Annotated in this window: 8 protein-coding genes; 5 read left to right on the top strand and 3 right to left on the bottom strand. The window is 74.7% G+C overall.

Features of this window, described 5'->3' with window-relative positions; all coding sequences use genetic code 11:
- The first annotated feature begins 287 nt into the window (after positions 1 to 287).
- Positions 288 to 1,295: a helix-turn-helix domain-containing protein gene (locus ACFU7Y_RS30105; RefSeq protein WP_380770291.1), complete on the top strand. Its 1,008-nt coding sequence runs from the start codon at positions 288 to 290 to the stop codon at positions 1,293 to 1,295.
- Positions 1,296 to 1,493: 198 nt separating this feature from the next.
- Here the strand turns inward: ACFU7Y_RS30105 and ACFU7Y_RS30100 are convergent, their stop codons facing one another.
- The 3 genes from ACFU7Y_RS30100 to ACFU7Y_RS30090 all read right to left on the bottom strand — a co-directional run bounded on the left by ACFU7Y_RS30100 (position 1,494) and on the right by ACFU7Y_RS30090 (position 5,714).
- On the bottom strand, positions 1,494 to 1,856 hold the full coding sequence (locus ACFU7Y_RS30100) for a DUF952 domain-containing protein (RefSeq protein WP_224284232.1): 363 nt from the start codon (positions 1,854 to 1,856) through the stop codon (positions 1,494 to 1,496).
- A gap of 87 nt (positions 1,857 to 1,943) precedes the next feature.
- Positions 1,944 to 3,491: a mucoidy inhibitor MuiA family protein gene (locus ACFU7Y_RS30095; protein ID WP_380770290.1), complete on the bottom strand. Its 1,548-nt coding sequence runs from the start codon at positions 3,489 to 3,491 to the stop codon at positions 1,944 to 1,946.
- 3 nt (positions 3,492 to 3,494) lie between these two features.
- Positions 3,495 to 5,714: a DUF4139 domain-containing protein gene (locus ACFU7Y_RS30090; RefSeq protein ID WP_380770289.1), complete on the bottom strand. Its 2,220-nt coding sequence runs from the start codon at positions 5,712 to 5,714 to the stop codon at positions 3,495 to 3,497.
- Between the two features lie 414 nt (positions 5,715 to 6,128).
- Here ACFU7Y_RS30090 and ACFU7Y_RS30085 point away from each other — a divergent pair, with 414 nt between their 5' ends.
- From ACFU7Y_RS30085 to der, 4 genes are all read left to right on the top strand, one after another.
- Positions 6,129 to 7,214 carry a prephenate dehydrogenase gene (locus ACFU7Y_RS30085; protein ID WP_224283464.1) on the top strand — a complete coding sequence of 362 codons (1,086 nt, stop codon included), beginning with the start codon at positions 6,129 to 6,131 and terminating at the stop codon, positions 7,212 to 7,214.
- 233 nt (positions 7,215 to 7,447) lie between these two features.
- Positions 7,448 to 8,413 carry a DUF4419 domain-containing protein gene (locus ACFU7Y_RS30080; RefSeq protein WP_380770288.1) on the top strand — a complete coding sequence of 322 codons (966 nt, stop codon included), beginning with the start codon at positions 7,448 to 7,450 and terminating at the stop codon, positions 8,411 to 8,413.
- A gap of 288 nt (positions 8,414 to 8,701) precedes the next feature.
- On the top strand, positions 8,702 to 9,415 hold the full coding sequence (gene cmk / locus ACFU7Y_RS30075) for a (d)CMP kinase (RefSeq protein ID WP_224283466.1): 714 nt from the start codon (positions 8,702 to 8,704) through the stop codon (positions 9,413 to 9,415).
- Between the two features lie 171 nt (positions 9,416 to 9,586).
- Positions 9,587 to 11,041, top strand: coding sequence for a ribosome biogenesis GTPase Der (gene der / locus ACFU7Y_RS30070; RefSeq protein ID WP_224283467.1), 1,455 nt, complete (start codon positions 9,587 to 9,589; stop codon positions 11,039 to 11,041).
- Positions 11,042 to 11,054 lie beyond the last annotated feature (13 nt).

The following is an 11,054-nucleotide window of genomic DNA, read 5'->3' as shown; positions in this document are numbered from 1 at the left end:
CACGTGCTGCGGCCGGGGCTCCGGCGTTCCCGGGGGCGGGGGCGTTCCCGGGGGCGGGGGCGACGGGGCGGGGCGGCGCGGGCGTCCGCGTGGGGATGTTCACCTGCGGATGTCCACGTTTCGGACGAGTCGTGTGAGCCGGGACGCAACCGCTGGTCACGGCCTTGTCAGCGTCATGATCCGTGGCCGAGGATGGCCACCGGAGCACCACCCGCCGTGTGGCGGGACTGCGCCAGCACGGGCGCGCGGGTCGGGGCGGAAACGGGCGAACAGGGGGAGAGGGCGTCGTGTCCGATGCAGCACTGGGGCGGGCCGGCGGACAGGCCCTCGGCGCACTGGGACTGGCGGAGCCGGACGGGCAGGTCTACGCGGCGCTGGTGGCCAACCCGCAGTCCACGGCGGAGGAGCTGGCGGAGAGCTGCGGGCTGACGTTCCAGCAGAGCGTTCGCGCACTGGACCGGTTGGCGCAGCAGGGCATGGCCACCCGGGCGCCGGTGGACCGGCACCGCTACCTGCCGGTCCCCCCGGACGTCGCGATCGGCACCCTGATCGGCCACCGGGAGTCGGAGCTGCGCTACGCCCGGGCCGAGATGCACCGGCTGATGGACGCCTTCCGGGAGGCCTCGCGGTACACCGACCCGGCGCACTCGGTGGAGGTGCTGACCGGCGGCGAGGCGATCGCCCAACGGCTGGAGCACATCACCGAGACCAGCCAGTACCAGGTGCGCGGCTTCGACCGTCCGCCGTACATCCAGGACCCGGTGGCGCCGATGCCCCTGCAACGGCGGCGGCTGCGCGAGGGCGTGAAGTTCCGGACGATCTACGACCGGGAGGCGGTGGCCTGGCCGGGGCGGCTGGAGAAGAACATCCTGGTCGGCGACGCGGACGGTGAGGAGGCGCGGGTCCGGCCGACGCTGCCGATGAAGATGATCATCTCGGACGACCGGATGGCGATCATCCCGATCAGCGTCGGTGACAGCGTGCTGGACGCCGCGTACGTGATCCACCCCTCGGCGCTGCTCCAGGCGCTGGACACGCTGTTCGAGGCGGAGTGGGAGCGGGCCGTCCGCTTGCAGGCGGCGGTCGGCACCGGGGACGCCGCGCCGGAGCCGGAGGCCGACCACCGCAAGCTGCTGGGCCTGCTGGCGGCCGGGCTCACCGACGAGTCGATCGCCCGCTCGCTCGGCTGGAGCGCCCGGACCACCCAGCGCCGGCTCCAGAGCCTGATGCGCTCGCTGGGCGCCACCACCCGCTTCCAGGCCGGGATGGCGGCCCGGGAGCGGGGGTGGCTGTAGGGAATGTTGTGACAATTCACGATGTCGCGATGGTCTGCGGAGTCGTGAGCATCGGCGATGTTGTGACAATTCGCGAGGTCCGCGGGAATGGCAGGAAGCGTGGGAGCTGCCGGAACCCCGGGAACCGGGGGAACCGCGGAAACCGCGTGAGCCGCGTGAACCTCGGGAATTGTCATAACTTTCCTCGGTCGCGCCCCGTCAGCTCCAGGGGCTGAGTGAGGCCCAGCGGCCGTCCGGGCCGCGCTCGACCTTCTCCAGACCGACCACGGCGGTGCGGTTCAGCCGCCCGTAGATGTGCGGGAACAGCACGCCGGGGGTGGCCCCGGGCGGCGGGGCGCCGTGCGGGGCCTCCCACTTCACCATCGGCTCCACCAGCGACTCCTCGATCAGCAGCACCATCAGCGGGTCGGGGGTGTCGGCGAAGAAGGCGTTGGCCACGGCGAGCGCCGTCTGCTCGTCCGCGGAGCAGTGGATGAACCCGTCGGTGAGCAGCGAAGCGGTGGCGTACGGACGGCCGGGGTCGGCCAGCCAGTCGTCCAGGGGAGCGAGATGGAGGATCATGCTTCCTTTTCTACCCGTTGTCTCCGGTTTGGTCCTGAGCGGCCGTCACCGGTGCGGCGGTGTCAGCCGTCGGCCCGCCCGCAGCGGTCAGAGCCCGGCCACCTTCGCGGAGGCGGACACCTCGTACACCAGGGTGAGGGTGCGCCGGGCGCCGGGGGCGAGCGGGACGTCCCAGCGGACGATGCCCTCGGCGTCGAAGGAGTCCGGTGCCGGGGAGCACTCCTCCTTGCGCAGCCGCACCTCGACCGCGGACACCTCGGAGACCGGCACCCGCTCGCGCACGGTGACGATCCGCTCGTCCCGTTCCTCCGGGCCGGAGAAGCGGGACAGGTGCAGCCGGACCGTCCGGGTGGTGGTCTGGCGGCCGGTGAGGCCGGCGGTGGCCTGACGCTCCTCGGTCTCCCGGACCACCCGGTAGCCGTCCGAGCTGCCGAAGGACAGTTCGGCCTCGGCGCCGGCGGCGGTGAAGCGCAGCTCGCCGCGGCCGGTGAAGCCGCTGCCGCGGACCAGCTCGACCGGGCCGGACAGCAGCGGGTGGCCGGCCGCGTTGCGGAACCGGACCACCTGGGTGACCAGCGCGGACAGCTCGGGGGCGCTGGCGTACTCGCTGCTCGCCGGGCCGGTGAAGGCGCCCAGCGGCACCCGGTGCGCGCGGCCGTCGGAGGGCACGGTCGCGGGGGCGGGGGCGGGCAGCACCCGGACCTCGCCGCCGTCGTCCACGCCCGGCACCCGTGAGGCCGGGCCCACGGCGGCGACCGCCTCCTCGCGCAGCTCGACCTCGACCGTGCGGCGTTCCTCGTCGGTGCGCTCGCGCAGCACCAGGACGTCCTCGGCGACCGCGGGCGGGGCGGTGGCGAGGGCGGAGCGGGCGGTGGAGAAGGTGAGCCGGGCGTTCGTCCAGTCCTCGCCGGTGCGCTGCCAGACCACCGCCTCCGACTCCAGGCACAGGTCGGTGCCGTCCAGGGTCGCCCGGTAGGAGGGGCGCCACAGTGCGCAGGGCACCAGGTGGGAGACGGTCAGCTCGGCGGGGCCGGGCCGCGCCGCCTCGACGGTGAGCTCCAGGTGGGCGGTTAGCTCGGCCGGGTCCTCCTCGGCCTGGTCCAGGGCGATCAGGGCCTGCGAGCGTTCCTGCTCCAGGCGGCGCAGCCGGGAGTGGGTGGCGCGCAGCTCCTCGCCGTAGCGCTCGCGCTCGGCGTCCACCCGGCCGAGCTCCCGGGCCCAGCGGGTGGGTTCGAGCTCGCCGAGGCCGGCGCCCTCGCCGATCTCGCGCAGCAGGTCGGCGGAGAGCTGGGCGAGCAGGGCCAGCCGGGCCTCCAACCGGGCCCGGGTCTGGTCGGCGAGCCGGGTCTCGGCGTCCAGCCGGTGCAGCCGGTGTCGCAGCTCGGAGTCCTCCGGTCCGGGCGGCAGTGGGGCGCGCGGGGCCCAGCTGCGCACCAGCCGGGCGTCCAGCACGCGGATGCCGCCGGTGGCGGACTCGGCGCGCAGGGTGCGGTCGACGGCGAGGGCGGTGAGCGGGCCGAGGCGCAGCCGCTGCACGCCCGCGGTGAGCCCGACCGTCGTGGTGCGCTCGACCTGGCTGCGGTCCTCCAGGCAGGTCACGGCGGTGACGGGGAGGGGAAGGGTCTCGACGGTCATCGCTCAGTTCCTCCGGTTTCCGCCGACGATGGCCTTTCCGGCCGGGATCTTGATCACGTAGCCGCCCTCCAGCTCGGTGCGTCCGCCTGGCGGCAGGTCGACCCGCCAGAGCCGGGTGCTGGGCGGGCAGTCCGGGGTGGAGACGGTCGGGGCGTGCCAGTCGGCCCGCTCCTCGATCCGGATCTCGGCGTCGGAGGTGACCGGCACCCGCTCGCGGACCTCCACCGTGACGGCGCGTCCGAGCCGGTTCGCCAGCTGGACGTGCACCCGGTGGTCGAGGACGGTGCTGTTGCCCTTCAGCATGCCGGTGGTGGACTCGTGCAGCTCGGTGCGGCGCGCCACCTCGATGCTTTCGGCGACGCCGACGCCCAGCCGGCGGGTGCCGCCGGGCGCCAGGGTGGGCAGCGCGGCGGTGAGCAGGAACTCGTCGTCCACGGTGACCTCGACCGGGCCGGCCAGGACGGCCTGGTCGGTGCGGTTGGCGAGCACCAGGGTCGCGTACACCTTCTCCTCGACGGCGGGGACGGTGACGTACTCGGGGCGGACGGCGAGCGGGATCTCGCCGACGGTGACGGCGTGCCAGGTGCCGTCGGACGGGATGTCGGCGGGGGCGGCGGCGTCGAAGCGGTGGTCGAAGGAACCGGCCGACTCGCGGGGCGGGACGGCGTGCCGGGGCAGGGTGAGGTTGCGGAGCCGCACGGCGCCGCTGCCGCCGGGCAGTGCCCCGGACGGCTCCTCGCGCTCGATCCGCTCGCGGCGGGGGTGCAGGGTCCCACGCCGGGCGGCGGGCCCCTCGGGGCCTGCCAGGACGAGGTCGGGATAGTCGAGCAGGGTGGCGTCCGGCGCGAGGCCGGGCTGCGGGGGCGCGGCGGCGTGGCCGACGCGGCGGCGGGCCTCCGCCGGAGGGAGGCCGCCCGGGGCCGGCGGTGGCGGCGGTGCCGCGGCGGCCACCGGGGCCGGGACCGGTGGCGGGGCGCCGTAGCCGGCGAAGCCGCGCGGTGCGCCCGGGGGCGCGGGCATCGGCTGGTCGGCGCTCAGCAGACCGCCGCCGGACGGGCCGGTGGCGGCGGGGGCGATCTGTTCGTCGGCCGTGAAGGCCTCGGCCCGGGGACCGCCCGGACGGGCGCCGCCGAGGCCGGCGGAGCGGGCGACGGCGGGGGTGGGGGCCGGGGCGGGCGCCACGGCGGCGGCGATCGGGCGGTACTTGTCGCGGTGGGGAGCGCGGGGCGGGGCGGGGCGGTCGGCGCCGGCCGCGTCGTAGCCGGTGAAGAGGTCGGTCAGGCCGGCCGGGGGCTCGCGCCAGCCGGAGGGCGGCGGGGCGGGCTGGCTGCGGCCGATCCGCAGCGAGGCGAGCCGGGGCAGGTCGGTGCGGCGGTCGAGGTCGGCGGTGGACAGGGCGAGGCGCACGCCGGTCCAGTCCTCGCCGGTGCGCTGGGCGACGGCGGCGCGCAGGACCAGGTGGGCGGTGTCGGAGCCGGTCCGGTAGGACAGCCGGTAGGCGGGCACCCAGCGGGCGGCGGGGACGCCGTACTCCAGTTCCACGTCGAGGTGGTCACTGCCGGGGGCGGTGCCGTCGGCGGTGCCTGCGGTGGTGAGCGTGAGCAGGACGGTGGTGCTGGTCCCGACCGGCTCGGCCCGGTCGGCGGTGGACGCCCTCTCCAGTCGGTCGGCGGCCACGTCGCGCTCGTGGTCGGCGAGTTCGAGCTCCTGGGTGAGCTCCTCGGCGTGCTTCTGGAGCCGGGCCAGCCGCTTGTCGACGAAGTCGGCGAGCTCCAGCCAGGCGTCGGCGGGCGTGCGGCGCAACGGCTCGTCGCGGCGGCGCTGCGGCGGGACGGCGCGCAGCGCGGCGGTCTCGGCGATTGTGGCCAGGACCAGCCGGAGGCGCTCGGCGAGCGCGCTGCGGTGCTCGGCCGCATCGTCCAACGCCCGCTTCAGGTACGGGAGTTCGTCCGGTTCACGGAGTTCGGCGAGCAGCTCCAGCCGGGCCTCGGTGACGGCGGCTCCGGCCGGTCCGGCGAGCACCCGGGCGCGCAGCGAGCGGCCGTCCAGGGCGGCGGGCAGGCCGGTCAGCCGGAGCCGTCCGCCGGGCGGGACCGGGACGGTGGCCCGGCGGCGGCACACCGCGCCCTCGGCGTACACCACGACGGAGTCCAGGACCGACGGGTGGGCCGGTACGGCCGGCGGTTTCGACTGCCCGCTCCGGCCGCTGTGCTGATCGTCCATGCGCAACCCCTTCGTTCGCGTGTCGCCCGTTGTGCAGCGCCCGTTGTGTGGCGCCTGTTGCGTGGCGTTCGTCGTGCCGCGCGGGTCTCCGGCTCGGCCGCGCGCCTGCTCGGTCCGCTGTCGTGCTGTCCTGCCGTGGTCCGGTTTCTCCGTGCTGCCCGCGCCCTGCCCCGGTCGGCCAGTCTGCCCGGCTCCGGGGCGGGCGTCGCAGGATTTCCGGGTACGGCGTGTGCACTGTGTGGGACGGGGGCGGGCCCGTCGCGGTTGCCGGCGCCGGTAGCTGCCGGGTCCGCCGTTCCGGTTGCCGGGCGGCGGGTGGGGACTTCGCCGGGGTGGATGAGGGAGGATGGGGCGCGGGTGCTCCCGGACGGTCCCGGCACCTGTCGAGAATCGTGATGAGGAGAGCGACCCGCCATGCGCACTGCCGTCGTCGTCGGCACCGGACTGATCGGCACCTCCGCCGCGCTCGCGCTGACCGCTCGCGGACTGACCGTCTATCTGGAGGACGCCGACCCGGACGCGGCCCGCACCGCCGAGTCGCTCGGCGCGGGCATCACCGACCCGGTCGACGGCCCGGTGGACCTGGCGATCATCGCCGTCCCGCCCGCGCTGGTCGGCAAGGTGCTCGCCGACTGCCAGCGCCGCAACCTGGCGCACTGGTACACCGACGTCGCCAGCGTGAAGGCCGGCCCGGGCAGTGAGATCGCCGAGCTCGGCTGTGACACCGTCCACTACATCGGTAGTCACCCGATGGCCGGCCGTGAGCGATCCGGCCCGCTGGCCGCCCGCGCGGACATCTTCGAGGGCCGCCCCTGGGTGCTCACCCCGACCGGCGACACCAACACCGAGACGCTCAACGCCGCGCTGGAGCTGGTCGCGCTCTGCGGCGCGGTGCCGATCGTGATGGACGCCGCCGAGCACGACCGGGCGGTCGCCCTGGTCTCGCACGCCCCGCAGCTGGTCTCCTCGCTGGTCGCGGCCCGGCTGGAGAACGCCGACGAGACCGCCATAAGGCTCTCCGGCCAGGGCGTGCGCGACGTCACCAGGATCGCCGCCTCCAACCCCGGTATGTGGGTCGACATCCTCTCCGCCAACGCGGGCGCCGTCGCCGACGTCCTGGAGGGGGTGGCCCGCGACCTCGGCGAGACCGTCACCGCGCTGCGCGCCATGGCGGCCGCCGAGGAGAGCGAGCGCCGGGCCGGCGCGGCCGGGATCGAGGCGGTCATGCGGCGCGGCAACACCGGCCAGGCCCGCATCCCGGGCAAGCACGGTGCGCCGCCCACCCGGTACGAGACCGTGGCGGTCGTGCTGGGCGACCAGCCGGGCGAGCTGGGCCGGCTGTTCGGTGAGGTCGGCGACTCCGGGGTCAACATCGAGGACGTCGTCATCGAGCACTCGACCGGGCAGCAGGTCGGCTTCGTGCAGCTGTCGGTGGCGCCGGCGGCGGTGAAGCGGCTGACCAAGGCGCTGCGGGCGAGCGGCTGGAGCGTCCGGGACTGAGGCCGCGCTGCGGGCGGCCGGGGAGAGCGAGCGGCTGTCGGCGAGCGGGCGGTTTCCGGCGGGGCGTTCCTTGGAGGGGCGTTCCGGGGAGGGGATTGGTGTGATCGTCGACGTGCCGCTGGGGGAGACCGGGCACGGGTCCGCCGGAGACCTGGTGGACCTCGGGAACGAGCGGTTCCTGCGGGCGGTGCTGGGCGGGGCGGTACCTGATCCGCCACCGCAGCGTCGAGACGATGTGCGAGCGGCCCCGGCCCGTACCGCCGTACCCGGAGTGCGCCGAGCCGGAGCCGACCTTCAGCCTGCTGCTGCGGGCCGCTCACGCCGCCTTCGCCGAGCACCTGCCGCTGAGCCTGTCCCCGGACGTGCTCTGGTACGCGGTGGTGTACGAGGTCGCGGTGCACGTACGGATGTACCCGCCGCGCTACCGGGCACTGTTCGGTGCGGCCGGCGAGGGCCGGGCCCCGATCGTGGTGCGGGACGACAGCCTGGCGGGGCCGTCGGTGGACCGGTCGGAGCCGGACTGGTCCCGCTCGGTCCGGCTGGTGCGGGAGCCGCTCGCGGCGGCCGTCGGCGCGGAGCTGGTGGACCTGTTCCGACCGGACTTCTCCACCACGACGCCGGACGACGCCTCCTCGGCACTGGTGGCGCTGATGGACGTGGTCAGCCCGTACTACGACTTCCGCTGGGAGACCCGCTGCGGCATCCCGAGGGTGCGGCTGGAGGGCACGGTCGGGGACTGGGCGCGGCTGGCGGCCGGGGTGGGCGCGCTGGCGCGGCACTTCGGCTGGCTGGCGCCGTGGTTCGCGCAGCTGCGGCCGGTGGTGGACGAGATCGCCGCGACGGCGGCTGGCGGGCCGGTGGACGAGGAGTTCTGGCGCTCGCTGTTCAAGTGGCGCTCGATGTCCGGCGGGCCCCGGGTGACCGGCTGGCTCACCGCCTTCCTCGCCCACACCCAGACGCCGGACGGGCCCAGGCTGCGGCGCTCCTTCGACTGGCGGGAGGCGGCGGGCCGCGAGTACCACCAGGAGGCGTTCGAGGTGAACGACTTCCCGTCGCACCTGTCGAGGGTGCCGTTCGTCTGGGAGGTGCTCGGGCGGGAGGTGCCGATGGTGCTGGTCGGCGGGGTGCTCGGGGTCGAACGGGACGGGGAGTACCTGCGGCCGCGGCTGGGGACGGCGGTGCTGGAGGCGGTGGAATAGCGGCGGGGCGGGGTGTGACGGGGCGTGACGGGGCTGGGTGCTGGGCCGGGCCTGGTGGTCGGTGCCGACTGGTCAGTGCCGACTGCTCGGGGCTGACTGCTCGGGGCTGACTGCTCGGGATCGGATGCTCAGGGTCGACTGGTTGGGATCGACTATTCTGGGGCGACCGGTCGGGCTCGGACGGCGGCGGAACGGGTCACGGCGGCGGTCCATTAACCTTGAGGGAGACAATCCCCGGCCGCCCGCCTGCCCAGGCTCCGGGTCCCATGCTCAGAGAGAGGTTCGCCCGTGGACACTGCCGACCGAGCGCACGCCCCGGTCGTCGTCGCCATCGACGGGCCCTCCGGCTCCGGCAAGTCGACCGTCTCGCGGGCGGTTGCCGCCCGGCTGGGCCTGAGCTTCCTGGACACCGGTGCCATGTACCGGGCGATGACCTGGTGGATGCTGGTCAACGAGGTCGATGTCGACGACCCGGAGGCGGTGGCCGTCGCGTGCGGCAAGCCGGTGATCGTCTCGGGCACCGACGCCGACGGCCCCACCATCACGGTGGACGGCCAGGACGTGTCCGGCCCGATCCGCGGCCCCGAGGTGACCGCCAAGGTCAGCGCCGTGTCCGCGGTGCCGGCCGTGCGGTCCCGGCTGGTGGAGCTCCAGCGCGGCTGCGCCGAGGTCGCCGAGCGCGGCATCGTCGCCGAGGGCCGGGACATGGGGACCGTGGTGTTCCCGGACGCCACCGTCAAGGTCTTCCTGACCGCCTCCGAGGAGGCCCGGGCCGCGCGCCGTGCGGCCGAGCTGCGCGCCAAGGGCGTGGACGAGGCGACCATCACCGCGATGGCCGCCGACCTCGCCCGCCGCGACGCCGCCGACTCCTCCCGGAAGACGGCCCCGCTGACCCAGGCCGCGGACGCGGTCCGGGTGGACACCAGCGACCTCACCCTGGAGCAGGTGATCGACCGGATCGCCGGGCTGGTGGAGGAACGGGCCGGACTGTCCGCGGTCTGACCGGCTGCCGTCGGTCCGATCAGGACCGGCCCGACCACCCTCGGGCCGACCAACGAGTGAACCGCGGGCCGTCGAGGTGCCGCGGAGCCAACCATCGCGCTGCCCCGAGCGGGGCAGGTACGCACGGCACGCCCCTGGGAAGGGCCGTGCCGGGAAACGGAACAGACGAACATGACCGCAGAGCACTCCGCCACCGACCACGGTGAGCTGGACGCCGCCGACTACGCCGAGTTCATGGCACTTGCCGCCGAGGAGGGCTTCGACCTCGACGGCCTCGACGCCGTGGACGGCGCCGAGCACGTCCGACTGCCGGTGCTCGCCGTGGTCGGCCGCCCGAATGTCGGCAAGTCGACTCTGGTGAACCGCATCATCGGCCGCCGCGAGGCCGTCGTCGAGGACAAGCCGGGCGTCACCCGCGACCGGGTCACCTACGAGGCCAGCTGGAACGGCCGCCGCTTCAAGGTGGTCGACACCGGTGGCTGGGAGATCGACGTCCTCGGCATCGACGCCATGGTGGCGGCCCAGGCCGAGCTGGGCATCGAGCAGGCCGACGCGGTGCTGTTCGTGGTGGACGCCACTGTCGGCGCCACCGACACCGACGAGGCCCTGATCAAGATCATCCGCCGGGCCGGCAAGCCGACCGTCCTGTGCGCCAACAAGGTCGACGGCCCGTCCACCGAGGCCGAGGCCGCCTACCTGTGGTCGCTCGGCCTCGGCGAGCCGTACCCGGTCTCCGCGCTGCACGGCCGCGGTTCGGGCGACCTGCTGGACGCCGTCATGGACGCGCTGCCCGAGGCCCCGCCGCAGACCTTCGGCGACGCCGCCCCCGGCGGCCCGCGCCGCATCGCGCTGATCGGCCGGCCCAACGTCGGCAAGTCCAGCCTGCTGAACAAGGTGGCCGGCGAGGAGCGCGTGGTCGTCAACGAGCTGGCCGGCACCACCCGCGACCCGGTCGACGAGATGATCGAGCTCGGCGGCAAGACCTGGAAGTTCGTGGACACCGCCGGTATCCGCCGCCGGGTCCACCTGACCGCCGGCGCCGACTTCTACGCCTCGCTGCGCACCGCCGCCGCGCTGGAGAAGGCCGAGGTCGCGGTCGTCCTGATCGACGCCAGCGAGACCCTCGCCGAGCAGGACACCCGGATCATCTCGATGGCCGTCGAGGCCGGGCGCGCCGTCGTCATCGCCTACAACAAGTGGGACCAGCTGGACGAGGAACGCCGCTACTACCTGGAGCGCGAGATCGAGCGCGACCTCGTCCAGGTGCAGTGGGCCCCGCGGGTCAACGTCTCGGCCAAGACCGGCCGGCACATGGAGAAGCTCGTCCCGGCGATCGAGACCGCGCTGGAGGGCTGGGAGACCCGCATCCCGACCGCGCGTCTGAACGCCTTCCTCGGTGAGCTGGTCGCGGCCCACCCGCACCCGATCCGGGGCGGCAAGCAGCCGCGCATCCTGTTCGGCACCCAGGCGGGCATCCGCCCGCCGCGCTTCGTGCTGTTCGCCTCGGGCTTCCTGGAGGCCGGTTACCGGCGCTTCATCGAGCGCCGACTGCGCGAGGAGTTCGGGTTCGTGGGGACGCCGATCTCGATCTCGGTGCGGGTCCGGGAGAAGCGCAAGAAGAAGTAGACAGGAGTGGTCC

This window comes from Kitasatospora sp. NPDC057542 (assembly GCF_042801945.1).
Taxonomy (GTDB): Bacteria; Actinomycetota; Actinomycetes; order Streptomycetales; family Streptomycetaceae; genus Kitasatospora.
This window is presented reverse-complemented; position numbering and strand designations above follow the sequence as displayed.

What these genes read in the sequence shown, in the direction of transcription:
- ACFU7Y_RS30100 (WP_224284232.1), bottom strand. Translation starts at nt 1,856, where the DNA reads ATGATCCTCCATCTCGCTCCCCTGGACGACTGGCTGGCCGACCCCGGC.
- ACFU7Y_RS30095 (WP_380770290.1), bottom strand. Translation starts at nt 3,491, where the DNA reads ATGACCGTCGAGACCCTTCCCCTCCCCGTCACCGCCGTGACCTGCCTG.
- ACFU7Y_RS30090 (WP_380770289.1), bottom strand. Translation starts at nt 5,714, where the DNA reads ATGGACGATCAGCACAGCGGCCGGAGCGGGCAGTCGAAACCGCCGGCC.
- ACFU7Y_RS30085 (WP_224283464.1), top strand. Translation starts at nt 6,129, where the DNA reads ATGCGCACTGCCGTCGTCGTCGGCACCGGACTGATCGGCACCTCCGCC.
- ACFU7Y_RS30080 (WP_380770288.1), top strand. Translation starts at nt 7,448, where the DNA reads ATGTGCGAGCGGCCCCGGCCCGTACCGCCGTACCCGGAGTGCGCCGAG.
- der (WP_224283467.1), top strand. Translation starts at nt 9,587, where the DNA reads ATGACCGCAGAGCACTCCGCCACCGACCACGGTGAGCTGGACGCCGCC.